Genomic DNA, 17,676 nt, shown 5'->3' with positions numbered 1-17,676 from the left:
ATGTGAATGATTCGCCGCGATGTCTCGTCCATCGCAACGCGGCATCGCCATCGTTGCGTCGCATTAGTTCGATTTCGTGACGAATGTCCGTCGAGAAAATTTTCGGCACGCAGTTCCCCTCGCGAAGCAACGCGTCTGTCGATCGTCCCCCACGAGTGCGTCTCTCGATTATCATCAGCAGGAGTCGACATGTTGGAACCACCAGCGCAGTTGCAGCCCAGCCTCACTGTCGATGGGATAACGATCAATGTTCCCTCGCTTCCGGTGGCCGTATCTTCGATCGTGTCGGCCGCGCAACATGGCGACAACTTCAGCGTCTGCACGCTCAATCTCGACCACGTCGTCCAGCTTCAACACCACGCCAATTTTCGCGCGGCCTATCGTCGTGCCCGATTTGTCACCGCCGACGGGTTCCCCATTGTCGTGCTGAGCCGCCTCATGGGCGTACAAATCGAACGCACGACCGGTGCCGATCTCGTCGAGCCGGTTTGCGCGGAAGCCCGAAGGAAGGGACTCCCGGTCTTTCTGCTAGGGGCGAACGATCTCACGCTCAAGATAACGGCTCGGCGTTTGTCGGAGCGCTTCAAGGGATTGCAGATCGCGGGATGCTTTGCGCCGGGAGCAGGCTTTGATCCCTATTCTATCGAAGCCGATGCTGCGATCGAGCGCATTCGTGCCTCGGGCGCCAGACTTTGCTTCGTCGCGCTGGGTGCGCCACGGCAGGAGCTGTTCGCGGCGCGATGCCTCGACGAGCTGAATGGAACCGGCGTGTTGTGCATCGGAGCCGCACTCGATTTCATCGCCGGCACGCAAAGCCGCGCGCCGGCCATCGCGCGCAACACCGGCATGGAATGGGCGTGGCGCATGCTGCGCGAGCCGCGCCGGCTCGGCCCCCGCTATATCAAATGCATGACAGTCGTTCCGCGCCTCGTTGCGCGAACCATTCCGCAAATCGTCCAGGCACGCATGAGGAAAGCGGCATGACTTCAACATTGACCCTGGCGCTACGGGCGCGAAATGCCAACCGGGTAAAGCCACGTTATCAGATCTGCCTGATTCATCCGTTCGATCCGCGCGGCGAAAAGGTCGGCGGCCTCGAAACTTACATCCGCGATTTCATCACGTTCCATCCAACCGACACCGACATCCTCTTCATCGGCGTCGACTCGACGGGCGAGCTGGAGCTCGGCCGTCTCCACCGGATGACATTCCGAGGTCGCGGCTTCGACTTCCTGCCGATCCTGCACTATTCGGACCAGCAGGCGCGCGAAGCGGCCCGCAGCATCCGCACCTCGCTGACCGGGCAATTCTTCATGGCACTGCTGCGCCACTTCGGCCCGATCGCAAGGCTGATCCGCGCCAGGCGGTGCTCGGTCGATCTGCGGCGGGTGGAATTCTCCTGGTTGCCGGCGATCCTGCGGTTGCCGTTCGTGCAGATGCTTCACGGCGAGGGCGCGCCGAAATTGCAGATGGATTCGCTGCTGCGGAAATACGCCTTCGTCCACAATACCGGCGAGCGGTTTGCCGTCGCCATGAGCGAAAAATTTCTCTGCGTCAATCCGTTCATCACCGAGCGGTTGCAGCGGACCTATCCGCGTCGCAAGGACAAGATCGACACGCTCTGGACATGGGTCAACACGGATATCTTCAAGCCGCAACTCTGGCCGCTCGACTCGTCGCCGTTCCAGATCGTGTTTGCCGGCCGGCTCGATGAATTCAAGGATCCGCCGCTGATGTTTCGCACGATCGACCGCGTGCGGCGGCGATTGAACGGCGATGTGCGGTTTCACTATATCGGCACCAGCGACCCGCACCGGTTCGAAGAGTTCGCCGCGATCGAAGACATCACCGTCCGCCACGGCTTCAAGGACGCCGCCGGCATGGCGGAGACGCTGGCAAGCGCGCATGCCGGCATCCTGACATCCGAATTCGAAGGCATGCCGCGATGCGTGCTCGAGACCCTCGCGGTCGGCCGGCCGGTCGTCGCCATGCACCTGCCGCAGCTCGAACCCGTGATCCACTCTGGCGTCAGCGGCTATCTGGTAGCGCGAAGCGGCAGCCGCGACGACATGGCCGATGCGCTCGCGCAGCGGTTCGTCGACGTCCGGAATGCCATCGAAGCCGGCACGATGAATCCGGTACAAGTCGCCGACTCCATCCGGGCGTTCACGCCGGGCACCCAGCTTGCGCGAGTCTTCCGCTATCATCAGGAAATTCAGGATGCCCGCGGACTTGCCGCAGCGGCGCCGACTTACTGAGGGCGCCGGGTTGAACATCCTTCTGTTGACCAGCGAGTTCGCCCCCGCGATGGGAGGAATTGGGACTTACGCGCGCGAAATTGCGGCGGCCGCCAGCCGGCTCGGCGCCAAGGTTACCGTGGTGGCGCCGGACTACGCGCGGCAAACCGCCGACGATGACCGCACCCTGCCCTTCGAGGTCGTCCGCTACAGCGGCGGCCTCCACTCCATGCGCGACATGCCGCGCAAGATCATGCTGGCGCGCCGCGGTGTCCGCGGCGACCGATATGACGTGGTCCATGCCGCCGATTGGCCGTTCTTCATTCCGGTTGCGCTTTCGAGATGGCGAACGCAGGCGCGGGTATTGATGACGGTGCATGGCACCGAGATCAACGAAACGCAGACGCCGCTGAAGCGCATGGCGATCCGCGGCGCCGGCGTGTTCGGACCGCGGACGGAGATCGTCGCCAACAGCGGTTTTACCGAGACGCTGTTCCGCGAGCGGTTTGCCGTCGACCCGCGCCAGATCAGCGCGATCAATCTCGGCGTATCGGAGTTCTGGTTCGGCGGACGACGGACGCGCCGGGAGATTCGCCTGGTCCATCGTCTGCCGGAAGACCGGCTAGTGATGGTCACGGTCGCGCGCATCACGCGCCGCAAGGGACATCATCTGACGCTTGCCGCGCTATCGCAGCTTCCGGACGATCTGCGCCATCGCATCACGTGGCTGGTGATCGGCCCGGACGGCGAAGCCGATTATGTCGATGCTCTGCGGCGCGACGCCAAAGCGGCGGCCTGCGACATTCGGTTCCTCGGCCCGCAATCGAACGAAGACATCCGCGATCTCTATGCGGCCTCGGATTTCTTTTGCCTGACGGGTCTCCCCGACACGACCGGCCGGGTGGAGGGATTTGGATTGGTCTATCTCGAGGCCGGGGCCGCCGGCCTACCGAGCGTCGCGACCGAGGTCGGCGGCGTGCCTGACGCCGTGCTCGCCGACGAGACTGGAATTCTCGTGCCGCCGTCGGTCGAGAGCATATCGCAGGCGATTGCAGAGCTGGCCGCCGATCGGAATCTGCGCGCCATTCTCGCGGCAGGCGCATCTTCCCATGCCCGCGCCCTTTCGTGGGAACGATGCGCAGCAATCACCTATGGCTTGCCCTACACCGGCAAGCCGGCATCTGCAGACCGCGCCATCGGAATAACGGCATGAGGCTGCTGGTCGCTACCGCGATGCTGCTGACGCTCGCAAGCGGTGCAGCGCGGGCGGACAACGAGAACTGCCGCAAGAGCCGCGAGTATCTCCTGGGAACGCCCGGCGGGGACCAGTCCCTGACGCCTCAGGCCTATAACGACCTGTTCAAGATCTGCGTCGCGGCATCAGCCATGCCCAACGTGAAGGATGCGTATATCCTGCGGGATGGCGGCATAGCCGTGGTCCCCAAACAGGATACCGTTTCAGCGACGGCAGCCACGCTGGCTCAGTTCTGCGACGCCTATCCTCGCGGCGTGCTCCGCTTCATCACGAGCAAGGAAAAGCTTTCCATCCGCTCCGTTACCGACGTCGCACGAATGTCATCGACCTCGTCCACGCCATGCAAAAAGATTAAAGGCGTTTCTTAGAACTGCGCCCCATCGGTCGGAACTCACTTCTGCCGGTTGTAGTAATCCGGCATGTCATGCGGATCCATCGCCTGTTCGGCCCTGCGCCCCAGAAAGAAGAAGCCGCTGGCGGCGTCTGCTGCGGCCCGGCCGCGACCGAACGCATCGAGATACCTGATCCAGAAGAACGGCAGCACGATCAGACGTGACAGCTTGTTGCCCGCACCGAGTGCGCGCGCGAAATAGCGGATCGACCATTCAAGCGCCACACCGGCACCGCCGACCGGTCCGGCGTTGATCTCGGAAAATCGCCTGAACAGCCAGCGATGACCGCTCTGCGTAAAACGCGAAAAGTCATAGGCCCGTTCGTGCACCTGCTGCATAAACGGCGTCTCCGCATAGACTAGGCCTTCCAGCCGCAGCACCCGATGCAGCTCGGCAACGACCGTTGCGGGCTCCAGCACATGTTCCAGCACCGCCTGCACCCAGACGCCGTCGAACACGCCGTCTTCGAAGGGTAGACTGTGAGCGTCAGCCACCAGCACGGTGTGCGGCGAAGCGTAGACATCGGTGCCGACAAGCTCGAGGGAATCGTCCCGGTAGAGTTCGTCTGCGCCCAAACCGATCGTCCCGCCTCCGACAACGAGTACGACCGGTCGCCTCGACTCCCGCTTCAACAGCTCGATGAACGTTGCGCTGTTGGCGACCGCAACCGGATTGCCTCCAAAGGTAAGGCGATGCAGCCGCGATCCAAGGGAACGGCGACTAACGTCCCGCTGCAGCGCCGAGCCATTCTCGGCCTCGTACATCCTGCGTTCAAAAATGCTGGTTGCGAAATCGATCAGCACCGGCTGCGCGCCGATCATCGGAAACCCGACTTTGCTATAATCGCAGGCACGGTTCGAGCAGGTTGGCCGTGACCACACGTTCCGCAGCGGCGACGAGCAGCGAGGACAGCGAAGGCGCTTCTTCCAGTGCGTGGGTTCCGTATTTGTTAACGAACGGTCGACGGCAGAAAGCTGCAAAGAAGGACCTCATATGTCATTTCTTCTGCCCTGCCCCGGTCATAGTTCGCAATCGATGCTATTTCGAATGCAACGACAGCGCAACAATGCGGGACCGGGAACAATTCGGATGGTTGCAATTGGATGTCGCAGGAAGCTGCAGCCAGATGCCACCGAGGGCTTGGACGCAACGCACAAACCCGCCCTGCTGTTTCGAACAAATTTTAGGATTTGTCGAAAGCCTTCCAGGCAACGCGTTTCGCGTCGCCTGGTTGGCGACATCGGCCTCAGCCGACGAAACCCCGCATCTGCCCGATCAGGTGAAGAGCAGGTGGTCCGATATCAGGTGCGTAATGTATGCATCATGACCGGGATCAATCTGGCTCACGCCGTCCCCGATTGACTCCCCTGCCTTGAAACCCCTTACCGCATCATGTCTGGCCGTCTCGCTGAAAATGAACGTATCGCGGCTAGCGCTGTTCAGGAGGTCGCCGACGGCCCTCGAGGTCAATGTGACTCCAGCGTCATCGGTGTTCCCGATAGATAAGCGGTCATGATTGTCGAAGGTGAGCCGGTCGCAGGCGCCACCGAAAAACGGCCTCAAGAACCCAAGGAGACGTCCCTCCGCATTTGGGCTAGCACTTTCGACCGTATCATCGCCATCGACCGGTGGCGGAGAGGCGGAGTTGCCGTCGGTCGCCAGCATTTTCAGCGTGCTGCCAGAGCTCTGCGCCGGACTGGCGGGCATCCCGCTGACGTCGATGACGCCGTCGGCGAACTGCAGGAATTCAATATGCGTGAGATGATCTTTGCCGTCGCGGCCCGCGACTCGGTCGTTCACCAGCAGTTGGCCGTCGACAATCGAGATGTCGTAGTCGCGCACATTGCCGAAAAAATTCGCCGTATCGATGCCCTCTCCGCCCTCGATGATGTCGTCGCCGGCGCCGGCCGTGATGAGATCGTTGCCCGCGGCGCCATCGATCACGTCGTTGTCCGTCGCCGCGCCGGAAAGCCAATCCTGGTGGTTGGTCATGTCGACATGGATATTGTGGACGTAGAGATCAAACGTGCCGGGCGAGCTTGCATTGGCGGCGTCGGCCGGTGTCAGCGCGACGCCGTTGATCAGGAAGTCCTTGATATGCAGCGCCCGCCCCGGTGTGGCGTTCGCCAGGTTGATGTCGATGGAGGCGATCGGGCCGAAATCGACGAAGCTTATCGTGAAGGTCTGGTATTCAGATGGATCCGCGGCTGGCTTGAACTCCATTAATCCGGATACCGGCTGGCCGTTGAACTTGATTTGGGCCTGCGCGCCAACGCCGCCAACCGCGGAGCCATAGCCCACGAGGGTAATCGTTGTTACCGCCAGTTTGCCGCTGCTTGCGGGCCCGCCGACAATGACATCCGCACCGGCGCCACCATGAATGATGTCATCGCCCAGCCCCGCATTGATCGTGTCATCCCCCCGGCCGAGGTCGATGAGGTCGACGACGGCCGATCCCCTCATCGCAAGATCGGGCACGGCCCCGTCGCCATGAAAATACTGCGAGACGATCGCCTCGGCCGGCTTTCCCATGACCGAATAGCCCGTGCTCGAATATTGATTGTTGAGATCCCATTGCCAGAGCTCGACGCCCTTGAACCAACTGCCGCCATGGGCGGTCCAGACCTGGAAGAAGGCATTGAAGGCGTCCGCCTGCTCCAGCAGGTCAGGCGTACCATTGCTCGTCCACGATCCCGGAGAGATGGCGGTGCCATCGATGCTGCGATAGCCGACCTCGGTCATCAGCAGCGGCTTGTCGTATTTGGTCGCGAGCGAATGGAGAAAATCGACCGGTGATTTGTAGTCGAACGCCGCCGCGTAATAGGGATTGACCGGAACGGCAGTCCAGGCGTCGACCAGATCCTGCACGGTTGGCGCATTGCTGGCCGTCAACGGCGGATAGGTGTTGACGCCGATGGTGTCGAGCTGATCCCAGAAGCTGACGTCTGAAGCTTCGTCGGTCGCCGCCGCATAGGTCAGCTCACCATGATAGACCTCGCGGACTGCCGCAATGAGATCGATCCAGTAGCGGCGATACGGCTCGCCGGACAGGCTGCTCATCTCGTTGCCGATCGCGAACATCTCCACGCCACCAGCCTGCGCGACGGTAGCTAGATGCACGATCTCGGACTTGTAGGACGCGAAAAAGCCCGCGACATCCGTCGGCGCCAGGCTGGATACCCTGGTTCCGTTCAACGTCGAGAGCGCGGCCTTGAACAGCACCGACAGGCCGGCATCGTGCGCCGCCTGAAAGCCGGACAAGAGGCTGGCGTCGCTTTCGGTCTTGGTTGGTTCGGCAAAGACCGAGTTGGACGTTCCGGTCTGAGTCCAGATCCGGACCGTGAGTTCGATCGAATTCGATCCGAGCGACGCAATCTTTTGAAATGCCTGTCTGGCCGAGGCGCTTGAGAACTGCCCGTTCCATTCGGACAATGCGCCAAAACCCTGAACCTCGAAAATACTTGCCACCCGCGCACCCCGCCCTGTGCGACGGATAGCGCGAGGGATTAACATTCAGCTTAAGATGACCTCGGACTTGTACGGAGCAGCCCTCGCTTTTTTTGGCGCGTGTTTCACGCGCTGAATGATCGCACGCCAAGTTCCGGCGCGGGAACACGTAGGCTTGCCGTCAAGCGCTGCGGTTCACCATTTCCATTTGGAACGTCCAGGCGCTGCGCGGCTGCTCGTAGAGCCGCCAATGCGGCTCGCCGATAAAATTGGTTGATAGCTGCTAGAAGCAACCTTTGATACCTCACGCGAACAATGTCGGCTAAGACTGGGGTCCTCACAAGAACTGTCGATGTCCATGGAGTGAAGACGATGCGCCTGTCTGCGGCGATGATTGCGGCCGCCCTGATGGCTGTGCCTGTAAATGCAAGCGAACTGACCGGAACGCTCCAGAAGATCAAGGAGACGAACAGGATCATCCTCGGCATTCAGGAAGCTTCGGTGCCTTTCAGCTATCTGAACGGCGATCAAAAGGCGATTGGGTATGCCGTCGACATCTGCATGAGGATCGTCGACGCGGTCAAACGCGAACTCAAAGTCTCGTCTGTTGCCATCGAAACGCTTGCAGTCACGTCATCCAATCGCATTCCGCTCATGATGAATGGGACAGTCGACCTTGTCTGCTCTTCCACCACCAACAATGTGGAGCGGCAGCGTCAGGTGACGTTCACAAATTCGCATTTCCTGTCGGCAACCCGCTTTGCTGCAAGGAAGTCCGACAACATCACGATGGTCGAGCATCTGAAAGGCAAGCCCGTTGTTGCGATATCGGGCTCGACCAACATGGTGCAGCTTAACCAGGTCAATAGCATGCGAAATCTCGGCATCGCAGTGCTGGCTGCCAAAGATCAGGCTGAGGCTTTTCTCATGCTGGAGACAGGACGCGCGGCCGCCTACGTCCTCGATGACGTGCAACTCGCCGTCGCGATCGCGCGATCAAAGGATCCGTCCGCCTACATGATCAGCGAGGAAGCCCTATCCAGGGCCGAGCCTTACGGGATCATGCTGCGCAAGGACGATGCACCGTTCAAGGCCGTGGCCGACCGAGCGACCGCGGATCTATACAGAAGCCCGGAGATCGAATCGATCTACAGGAAGTGGTTCGAATCGCCGGTGCCGCCCAACGGCCTCAATTTCAAGACTCCGATGTCGGCGGTCTTGCGCAAGGCATTCGCCCATCCGTCGGACAGCCCAGACCCGGCAAGCTACGAGCGCTGAGGACCCGCGGCCAGCATGAGATCCCGAAACGTCGGAAGTGAGGACAGGGAAGGTGGACCCTGCAACAGCAGAACGATCCTCGGCTCGATGGAGCCAAGATGAATAGAACTCAGGTCCATAAACGCAACTCGCTAAACAGCCTTTTAGCCCTCGGGAGAATGCCGCCTGCTTCGAGCGCCATTTGAGTACATTGCCGATACGTTCCAGGCTCGGCGCAGATCAGCGACCATCTTACGCCAAGCGTCGCCGTTCGACCCGCCGAAGCGGCGGACGTAGGCCGGGTGAAAAGTGATTTGCAGGGGACGGCCATCAAATTGGAGCTTTGCCTTGCGCGACGCTCGGATCGAACGCGACGCCCTGAATAGGCGAGCCGCCGTGCTGCCGAGCGCAACGACTACGCGCGGCTTGGAGCGCCGGATGTCCGTCAGTACCGCGGCGCCGTAATGATTGATTTCCTCGATAGTTGGAGCGCGATTGCGTAGCGCGGATTTTTCCGTGTATTCCATAGGCCGAAATGGAATTGCGTTGGCCAAACGCAGCTGTCTGAGGTCGATCCCAGCCTGCTTGAGCAATTTGCGCAACGCGCAGCCGGAAGGCCCGACAAAGGGCCTGCCCTGCTCAGCTTCTTCGGCGCCAGGTGCCTCGCCAACCAAGTATAGCCGTGGTTGCCGGAAGAGCCCCTCGGGCGCGACCCGGCGCTGATCGAGTCGCTTGTTGGCAGTGCTTGTCTCGGCCATCGGTGTCTACACTCGCCAAAGCATGGTAACGCGAATGTCGTTCGGCCATCTCATTTTGCTAGCGAGTGATGACGTACGCGTCCCGCAAACGGAGCCTTGAGATCAAGAGTATCCGTGCCGGTCGACGGCAAGAAGCTCTAACATCGGCCTTTAATGCGACATCAGTACCGGAACGGTCATCGTGCCGAGAATGCCGCGCGTCACGCCTCCGAGGATGAACTCGCGCAGCCGCGAATGGCCGAAGCCGCCCATCACGATAAGGTCGGCTGATAGATCTGCCGCGTGCGACAGGATTACGTTTGTGACATCGGTTCGATCGGCGGTGAGCGCTTTGGTGCTAGTATTCAAGTCGTGGCGCGCCAAGTGTCTGCCAACGGCCGCCAGGGATTCTTCGGCTTCCCGAGGCCTATTGCCTATATTGATCACCTCGATCGACTTCGCGCGCTCCAATAACGGCATCGAGTCTGCGAGCGCCCGCGCCGCGGTGCGGCTTCCGTCCCAGCAGACGAGAATGCAGCCGAGCTTGATGCCGTCCTTTTGGATGCTGGGTACGACGACGACAGGCCGTCCGGATTCAAACATCGCTGCTTCAGCGGCAAGCCCCGTGGAGGTCGTCATTTCGGGCTCGGTCTGCGCAACGATTGCAAGATCGAACGTCCGCGCAATACGGCCAAACGTCCTTGGAATTCCTTCAACGCTGGTTTCGACCATCTGCGCCTCGGCAGGAAGATGAGCCTGCGCCGCTGCCTGTTTGAATCTTTCGATGGCCCCGTTTGCCGCCCTGGCGCTCTCTTCGCGCAGGGACTCGATTAGGTCGGCCGGAACAGCCTCCATGCCGGCCACAATCGCCGGGGAGTGACACATTGCGATCCCTGTAATCTGGGCGTCGAACATCCTGGCGACGGATATCGCGTACGCTGCTGCAGGATCGCGAGAGTCACCGGTCGCCAAGTTGACGACAATATCCCGAATCACGGCCAGCCTCCTCATGATGAGCTGCCCCTTGTGGGGCAAAGGGCTTGCGAGTTCGTTCGTGCAAAACGGCCGCTTCAAAATGAAGAACTCCGGGCGGCCTGCATTAGTTCCGAGCGCAAGGGCCCGTGGAGCGGTCCCGCCGAAAGCAGGACACGTCCGTCCTCAGGTTTCGCGATTGTAGAAGGATTGCTCCATCATCCGCTGTGCCTCAGCCGCTGCTTGGGCAAAGTTGCCGGCTGCGGCGAGAGTCGTCCACCGTGCGCCTCATCGTGCATCGACCGCAAGTAGTGCTCGGCGTGCTGAAGATAATTTTCGGCTGCGATCAGATCGCCCTTCAGCGCTTCAGCGCGCGCCAACTCTACGTAGCGCTCGTAATTCCTTTGTGCGTTCTGAGACTGCCTCGGGGGGCGGGTCCTGACGACTTTGCTTTTCCGTGACCGTGTTCTTCTCGCCATTGTGGTAGCTTTAAAATTGATCTTCGGCGCAAGGCTATCGCCGACGACGCGTTCTGGTCCGGGCTGCCTTTTTGGCTGCCGCAGAGCGCTGCGCCGGGCCTTTGGTCTTTACGGCCTTCCGAGCCGCCGCTGAGCGGGCCGAGGCGGAGCGACGCGAGGCGGCGCTTCGTGCTTGTTTCGACAGTGCTGCACGCGACGCCGTGCCGCGTGGTTCACGCTTGAGGGTCTGCGATACAGCACGTGAAACGCGCGGCCGGCGTCGGGTCTTTCGCTTGCCCTGCCCCGCCTCATACGCGTATTCGGCGCTTCTGCGGGTTCTTGCCTTGGCCTTGCCTTTTGCCGGCGGACGGAGCGGAACGCCCGCACGCCGTGCCTTGGACAAGCCGATTGCAATCGCCTGCTGCGGCGATCTCGCTCCATGTTGGCCGCGGCGGACTTTGCGAATCTCCTCATGCACAAACTCGCCCGCCTGGGTGGTTGGCGATTTGCCCGCGCGCTTGTCCCGCCTGGCCTTCTGCACTGTTCTTCGCTCTGGCATGATCGTCTCCAGTTGGTGGTGCATCGCCCCACGAAACGGCTTTGCCAGTGGCCGTTCTCTCAAGAAACTAACGTCCGACTACGGGAAATGGTCCCGCAGGCGCGAAGCTCTGACCGAAGCGCTCAACGGGTCGAAAGCGACAAAAGCTGAGCGAAGCCTGATCGAACGGATTGTTCAGCGCTCTGGGCTCACGCGGGAAACGTTCTACTTCAGTTCCACCGCGGGAACATCCATCGCTGAATGTCAGGCTTCGCGGCGGGGGATCGGCGCGCTGCGCTGCTGCACCGAGCTTGATCCGCTCGAAGCTCGGCATCAAGCCGTGTCTACCGCAGATCGTCTGGCGAGTTGTGACGAGTCGGCATTCAACAAAGTCCAAACCACCGCGAGCACCCCTGGCACAGCGCTATTCTCAAGTTGTTGCCGAAGCTTGTCGTGCACTGAGGGCTGCGATCGCCGGTGCGTATCCCGCCGGCGTTGTGACTGCGTGTTCAGGATGCGCCTAGCGAGAATCGTCGCCGTCTATGATCGATAAAAATACAACATCCAACAAAAACGAACGCTGTTTTGAAGGCTTCTAACGCCCGAGACATGTCTGCTTGCCAAACGATTCAGTAAGAGGCCGCCACGATGACGATCAGATCGGGGTGAGGATGAATCTTTCGACGAAGAAGCTCTACTGTGCCGTTTGTTGTGGCACAGCGAGTTACCTGGCACTGTCCTTTCAATTAGTACAAGAAGCTCACGCAAGAGAACCAGTCTCCTTACCTGCCGTCACGATTGACTCACCAAAACGTCAAGCCGCACGACGTCTACAGCCTCAGCAGGGCGCAAGGAGCGCGCGCGTCGTTGCTCCGCGCGCCGCAGCTCCAGCGAGACAGGCCGCGGCTGTCCCATATCTCACGCCTTCGACCGGCACCATTGGTCAGCCGCCGGCTCCGTATGCGGGCGGCCAGGTCGGGACCACCACACGCGTTGGCATGTTGGGCAATCGCAATGTCTTTGATACGCCGTTCAACACGACGGGCTACACGGACAAGCTCATCCGCGACCAGCAAGCCAACACCATCACCGACGTCACCGACAACGATCCCTCGGTGCGCACGAACTCACCACGCTACAGCGGACTCGACGGATTCTTGATCCGCGGCTTCCCGGTCTTCGCGAGCGACATCGCGTTTGACGGCCTCTACGGCATCACCGATACGCGCCGCCCTGCTCTTGAACCCATCGAGCGCGTGGAGATCCTCAAGGGACCAAGCGCCTTATTGTATGGGATTTCGCCGTTCGGAAATATCGGCGGCACCATCAACCTCATCCCGAAGCGCGCCACCGACGATCCGATAACGCGATGGACTACGGGTTTCGTGTCCAACGGAAATGTTGGGACGGCGATCGATTACGGCCGGCGCTTTGGCGCCAACAAAGAATGGGGCGTTCGCGTCAATGGCGCCTATCGCGATGGCCGGACGCCGATCGACTTCCAGACGGATGGGTTCGGTGTCGGCGCGGTTGCTCTCGACTACCGTGGCGAGCGGTTCCGGGCCACCGTCGATTTCGGTTACCAGCAGCAGGACCTGAACGCACCCACACGCGTGCGGCAAGTGGACCCGAACTTTCCCATCCCGGCCTCGCCCTCGCTCACGATCAACCAGCAGCAGCCCTGGGAATACTACAATTCCAACCATCGATACGCTGCGGCCCGCGCCGAATATGACCTCAACGATTTCTGGACGCTGTATGGAGCCTACGGTCGCAGCCGATCCAAGGAGATTTTCTTCGGCGGAACTGTGCGCATCAGGGACGCACTGGGCAAGTTCACGTCACAGCCGGCCCTCACCGTGCAGGATGCCGATCGCGAGACTGGCGAGATCGGGCTACGCGGCCGTTTCACCACCGGACCGGTGAAGCATTCTACCGTGCTTGCGGCAACCGGGCTGTGGCAAGACAGCGGGACTGCCACGACCAATGTCGGACCATTGATCACGTCGAACCTCTATAACCCGATCTACGTGGCTCCGCGTAGCGCGGGGGGCCTGTCGCACAACGCGCCACTTTCCGCGCGGCGGATCAATCAAAGCGTCGCGATCGCGGACACGATGTCGATCCTCGATGATCGCGTGCTTCTCACGCTGGGCGGGCGCTGGCAGGGCATCGACGTCACCAACTTCAACACGACCACGGGTGCCGTGACCACACGCCCGCAGAACGAGGCGGTCACCCCTGCTGTGGCTCTCGTGGTGAAGCCAATCAGCAACCTGTCGCTCTACGGCAACTACATCGAAGGCCTGACGTCGGGTGGAACGGCGCCGCCCGGGACCAACAATCCACCAGGTGAAGTCTTTCCTGCGATCGTGACCAAGCAGATCGAGGTCGGTGCCAAGTACGACTTCGGGATCTTGGGAGTTACCGTGGCGGCGTTTGAGATCACGCAGCCCAACGGCATCACCGGTCCGACCAATTTCTTCTCGGTCGACGGCGAGAATCGCAATCGCGGACTGGAGCTCAACACCTTCGGCGAGGTCGCCCCGGGAATGCGCCTGCTCGGTGGCGTGACTTTCCTCGATGGCGTCCAGACCAAGACCGCCGGCGGCCGCTTCGACGGCAAAACCGCGGTCGGGGTGCCGGATATTCAATTCAACCTCTATGGCGAATACGATCTTCCCTTCTGGCGGACATCGGGAGTGGCGACCCTGACCGGGCGGATCATTTACACCTCGCCGCAATATTACGATCAGGGGAACACGCAGCAGATCCCGGACTGGGTTCGGACCGACATCGGAGCGCGCTACGTCACCAAAATTGACGGCAGGCAGCTGACGTTGCGTGCGGCGGTCGAAAACGTCTTCGGTGTGGACTACTGGGCAACGACGGGACGTGGCTTTTTGACTCCGGGCACACCGCGCACCTACCGGCTCTCGGCGAGCATCGACTTTTGAATCGCCGTGAGACAGTGATGTTGTGAACGACCTTTCAGGAGCCAAAGCAGCAGCCGCCTGGACGCCCACAAAGGCGCCCCGGCTGCGCGTTGCGCTCGTCTGGCTCCACCGTTGGATTGGCCTCAGCCTGGGCCTCCTCCTCGTGGCGATCGGGCTCACGGGCAGCTTCATCGTCTTTTATCGCGAGATCGATGCGGCATTGAATCCGAGCCTGTACACCCCGGCCGGACCTCAGCACGGTCTCGATGCGGCCGAGGTCATGCGGATCGCGGCCGCGGTGGATCCGGCGCCGATCCGATCCGTCATCGCACCTGACCGGACTTGGCCGGTCTGGGTCGTCATGCACTCCCACCCGACGGAGAGAGGTCGGTATCCGAGTCTCTGGACCACCATGATCGATCCCTCGAACGGGAAGGTGCTGGGCCGGCGCGACTACACGAACTGCTTCGCGTTCACCGTCTATCGCGTACACTACAATCTGCTGCTCTATGACTGGTGGGGCAACGAGCTGGTCGGCGTGACCGGCTTCCTGCTGCTCGGGATGGCTTTCTCGGGCCTGTATCTGTGGTGGCCGAAGCGAGGCCGGTTCTGGCGCTCGGTCTCGATCCGCAGGCACGTGTCGCCGCAACGCTTTATGCTCGATCTGCACAACACCGCAGGCTTTTGGAGCCTGGCGTTGCTTGCTCTGATCTCCGTTACGGGTATCGGTATCGTGTTTCCCGGTGTTATCCGCCCGGTAGTCGGCCTGGTCTCGACGGCCACTCCTTATCCGTCGCCGACCATCAAGCCTGCACCGCCAAGCGGTGCCGCACGATTGTCCGCTGATGCGATCGTTCTCGCGGCGCGCGCCGCCAAGCCCGGCTACGACATAGCGCAATTGAATCCGCCGAACGAGAGCCGCAACACCTGGCGTGTGCTGTTGCGCCCGCCGGGCTCCAATCCAGCCCTTCGCACCCGCGGCGCCATCTGGCTCGATCCCTGGACGGGCGCGCTCGCGCACGACCGCACGCCCGATTCCATGTCGCTGGGCGATCGCTATATGACCGAACAGCTCTGGCTACATAACGGATCGACCTTCGGCTTGCCCGGCCGTCTTCTGGTCTTTGCTGCCGGCTTCGTGCCGCTCATTCTCTTCGTGACAAGCTTTCAGGTTTGGCGATCCAGAGGGAGGCACAGAGCAAAAAGGAGCGACGCGCGAAGCTCATGAGTGTGGCCTCGTTCAATGGAGCGAATGAGCTCCGAACGCATGCGAGAGCACCGACGCCACCTTCCAAAACGAACGCCGCCAAGTCGTTGACCTGGCGGCGTTATCTGGTTGCGGGGGCAAGATTTGAACTTGCGACCTTCAGGTTATGAGCCTGACGAGCTACCGGGCTGCTCCACCCCGCGTTAAACCGTTGCACTGCCTTCGAAAAACCGGACCCGACGTGAAAGCCGGCCAACGCGTGGTCGCGCCGATCGATCCCGTCCGGAGGCTTCCTGAGAAGGCGACCCGGGCAAGGCCATCGGGTGCGAGGGGTATGTATCAACGTCACCCTGCTTTGAAAAGGGGCAAGAAGGTGCTTTTGCAGATTTTATGACAGCAAAAACGAGGGGTTGGAGCGCCAAAACCGGCCTTTGGAACCGCTCTTGCCATAAACGCCGCAAAAGCGGAGTTTTGCGCCCAAAGCCGCGGCCCATCAGGTCGCCAGAACAAAAATCCGGGAGGGGGATGGGCGTGACCGATATCTTCGATTTCGTGGTGGTGGGTGGCGGCTCCGGCGGCTGCACGGTGACGGGACGGCTATCGGAGGATTCGAAGACGTCGGTGGCGCTACTCGATGCCGGCGGCCAGAATGACAATTGGGTGGTCACGACGCCGTTCGCGCTCGTGCTGATGGTCGCAGGCAACGTCAACAACTGGGCCTTCAGCACGGTGCCGCAGAAGGGCCTCAACGGCCGCATCGGCTATCAGCCGCGCGGCAAGGGGCTCGGCGGCTCCTCGGCGATCAACGCGATGATCTATATCCGCGGCCACCGTGCCGACTACGATCAATGGGCCTCGCTCGGCAATGCCGGCTGGTCGTTCGCCGACGTGCTGCCCTACTTCAAGCGCGCCGAGGATAATGCCGATTTTGACGGCGAGTATCACGGCAAGGGCGGTCCCCTCGCGGTCAACAAGTCGCGCACCGGCAATCCGGTGCAGCAGATTTTTCTGCAGGCGGCGCAGGAGGCACAGTTTCGCCTGCGCGAGGATTTCAACGCCGACGAGCATGAGGGCCTCGGCATCTATCAACTGACGCAGCGGAACGGCGAACGCTGCAGCGCCGCGCGCGCCTATATCCACCCGCATATGGGCAGTCGCGCCAATCTGCGCGTCGAGACCCACGCCCACGCCACCCGCCTCCTGTTCGAAGGCAAGCGCGCGGTCGGCGTCGAATACCGGCAGGGCAAGGAGCTGAAGCAGATCCGCGCCCGGCGCGAGGTGATCCTCTCCGCCGGCGCGTTCCAGACGCCGCATCTCCTGATGCTGTCGGGCATCGGCGACAGCGCCGAGCTTGCAAAGCACGGTATCGCCACCGTGCACCACCTGCCCGGCGTCGGCCAGAACCTGCAGGATCACCCCGACTTCGTGTTCGGCTACATGTCCGACAATCCCCACTTTAACGGCATTTCACTTAAAGCGTTGCCGCGGCTGCTGCGGGCCATCCGACAGTATCGCCGCGATCGCACCGGGCCGATGACGTCGAATTTCGCCGAATGCGGCGGCTTCCTGAAAACCCGGCCCGATCTCGACATCCCCGACATCCAGCTTCATTTCGGCATGGCGATGGCCGACGATCACGGCCGCAAACGCCATCGCGGCACCGGCTTCTCCTGCCACGTCTGCCTGCTGCGGCCGAAGAGCCGCGGTAGAATTTCGCTGCTCGGCGCCGATCCATTTGCGTCGCCGCTGATCGACCCGAATTTCTTTGGCGAGGCGGACGACCTGGAAACCATGGTCGCCGGCTTCAAGACCACGCGCCGGCTGATGGAGACCCCGGCGCTGCGCGCGTTGCAGAAGAAGGAGATGTTCACGGAAGGTGTGCATAGCGATGACGACATCCGCGGCCTATTGCGCGCCCGCGTCGACACCGTCTATCACCCGGTCGGATCAGCCAAGATGGGCGTCAACGATCCCATGGCCGTGGTCGATCCGAAGCTGAAAGTGTACGGCGTCGAAGGATTGCGCGTGGTCGATGCGTCGATCATGCCGACCCTGATCGGCGGCAACACCAATGCACCGACGATCATGATCGGGGAAAAGGCCGCCGACATGATGAGAGCGGAGATGCGGGCGGGTTGATTGCCCGTCATCGCGAGAATCCGTAGGGTGGGCAAAGCCAACGGGTCGCGCGAATGCGCGCCCGATGACAGGCTCCGCGTGCCCACCATTGCAGTATCGAT

13 protein-coding genes and 1 tRNA gene are annotated in these 17,676 nt (G+C 61.5%); 8 read left to right on the top strand and 6 right to left on the bottom strand.

Annotated features, from left to right (window positions below):
• Nucleotides 1-6 precede the first annotated feature (6 nt).
• From V1277_RS19320 to V1277_RS19305, 4 genes are read left to right on the top strand one after another with little or no spacing between them, the layout of a single operon-like run.
• The gene (locus tag V1277_RS19320) at nucleotides 7-984 is read left to right on the top strand and encodes a WecB/TagA/CpsF family glycosyltransferase (RefSeq protein WP_334417673.1); all 978 of its coding nucleotides are present in this window, start codon (nucleotides 7-9) and stop codon (nucleotides 982-984) included.
• On the top strand, nucleotides 981-2,258 hold the full coding sequence (locus tag V1277_RS19315) for a glycosyltransferase (protein ID WP_334417672.1): 1,278 nt from the start codon (nucleotides 981-983) through the stop codon (nucleotides 2,256-2,258). The genes V1277_RS19320 and V1277_RS19315 overlap by 4 nt, the downstream gene beginning before the upstream one ends.
• Nucleotides 2,221-3,450 (top strand): glycosyltransferase family 4 protein, encoded by a 1,230-nt coding sequence (locus V1277_RS19310; protein ID WP_334417671.1) that lies wholly within the window; start codon nucleotides 2,221-2,223, stop codon nucleotides 3,448-3,450. Before V1277_RS19315 ends, V1277_RS19310 begins: the two co-directional genes overlap by 38 nt.
• Nucleotides 3,447-3,860 (top strand): hypothetical protein, encoded by a 414-nt coding sequence (locus V1277_RS19305; RefSeq protein ID WP_334417670.1) that lies wholly within the window; start codon nucleotides 3,447-3,449, stop codon nucleotides 3,858-3,860. Before V1277_RS19310 ends, V1277_RS19305 begins: the two co-directional genes overlap by 4 nt.
• A 23-nt stretch (nucleotides 3,861-3,883) precedes the next feature.
• Here the strand turns inward: V1277_RS19305 and V1277_RS19300 are convergent, their stop codons facing one another.
• Nucleotides 3,884-4,705: a class I SAM-dependent methyltransferase gene (locus tag V1277_RS19300; protein WP_334417669.1), complete on the bottom strand. Its 822-nt coding sequence runs from the start codon at nucleotides 4,703-4,705 to the stop codon at nucleotides 3,884-3,886.
• A 454-nt stretch (nucleotides 4,706-5,159) separates the two neighbouring features.
• A complete protein-coding gene (locus V1277_RS19295; protein ID WP_334417668.1) occupies nucleotides 5,160-7,352 on the bottom strand; it encodes a glycoside hydrolase family 113 in 2,193 nt (730 codons plus the stop codon).
• A gap of 351 nt (nucleotides 7,353-7,703) precedes the next feature.
• On the opposite strand from V1277_RS19295, the gene V1277_RS19290 reads away from it, so the two are divergent.
• Nucleotides 7,704-8,609 (top strand): amino acid ABC transporter substrate-binding protein, encoded by a 906-nt coding sequence (locus V1277_RS19290; protein WP_334417667.1) that lies wholly within the window; start codon nucleotides 7,704-7,706, stop codon nucleotides 8,607-8,609.
• A 143-nt stretch (nucleotides 8,610-8,752) separates the two neighbouring features.
• On the opposite strand, the gene V1277_RS19285 is transcribed toward V1277_RS19290, so the two are convergent.
• The 3 genes from V1277_RS19285 to V1277_RS19275 form a co-directional block, all read right to left on the bottom strand.
• Nucleotides 8,753-9,346, bottom strand: coding sequence for a uracil-DNA glycosylase (locus tag V1277_RS19285; RefSeq protein ID WP_334417666.1), 594 nt, complete (start codon nucleotides 9,344-9,346; stop codon nucleotides 8,753-8,755).
• A gap of 150 nt (nucleotides 9,347-9,496) precedes the next feature.
• Nucleotides 9,497-10,336 (bottom strand): universal stress protein, encoded by an 840-nt coding sequence (locus tag V1277_RS19280; protein WP_334417665.1) that lies wholly within the window; start codon nucleotides 10,334-10,336, stop codon nucleotides 9,497-9,499.
• A 179-nt stretch (nucleotides 10,337-10,515) separates the two neighbouring features.
• The gene (locus V1277_RS19275; protein WP_334370415.1) at nucleotides 10,516-10,776 is read right to left on the bottom strand and encodes a DUF4167 domain-containing protein; all 261 of its coding nucleotides are present in this window, start codon (nucleotides 10,774-10,776) and stop codon (nucleotides 10,516-10,518) included.
• Between the two features lie 1,188 nt (nucleotides 10,777-11,964).
• On the opposite strand from V1277_RS19275, the gene V1277_RS19270 reads away from it, so the two are divergent.
• A complete protein-coding gene (locus V1277_RS19270; protein ID WP_334417664.1) occupies nucleotides 11,965-14,250 on the top strand; it encodes a TonB-dependent receptor in 2,286 nt (761 codons plus the stop codon).
• Between the two features lie 22 nt (nucleotides 14,251-14,272).
• A complete protein-coding gene (locus tag V1277_RS19265; RefSeq protein WP_334417663.1) occupies nucleotides 14,273-15,457 on the top strand; it encodes a PepSY-associated TM helix domain-containing protein in 1,185 nt (394 codons plus the stop codon).
• Nucleotides 15,458-15,562: 105 nt separating this feature from the next.
• Here V1277_RS19265 and V1277_RS19260 read toward each other — a convergent pair.
• A tRNA-Met gene (locus V1277_RS19260) sits at nucleotides 15,563-15,639 on the bottom strand.
• Between the two features lie 328 nt (nucleotides 15,640-15,967).
• Between V1277_RS19260 and V1277_RS19255 the strand changes: the two genes are divergently transcribed.
• On the top strand, nucleotides 15,968-17,575 hold the full coding sequence (locus tag V1277_RS19255) for a GMC family oxidoreductase (protein ID WP_334417662.1): 1,608 nt from the start codon (nucleotides 15,968-15,970) through the stop codon (nucleotides 17,573-17,575).
• Nucleotides 17,576-17,676: the final 101 nt, after the last annotated feature.

It is taken from the genome of Bradyrhizobium sp. AZCC 1588 (genome assembly GCF_036924735.1).
Lineage (GTDB): Bacteria > Pseudomonadota > Alphaproteobacteria > Rhizobiales > Xanthobacteraceae > Bradyrhizobium.
The sequence above is the reverse complement of the archived record's forward strand: the minus strand, read 5'-3'. Positions and strand labels throughout refer to the sequence as shown.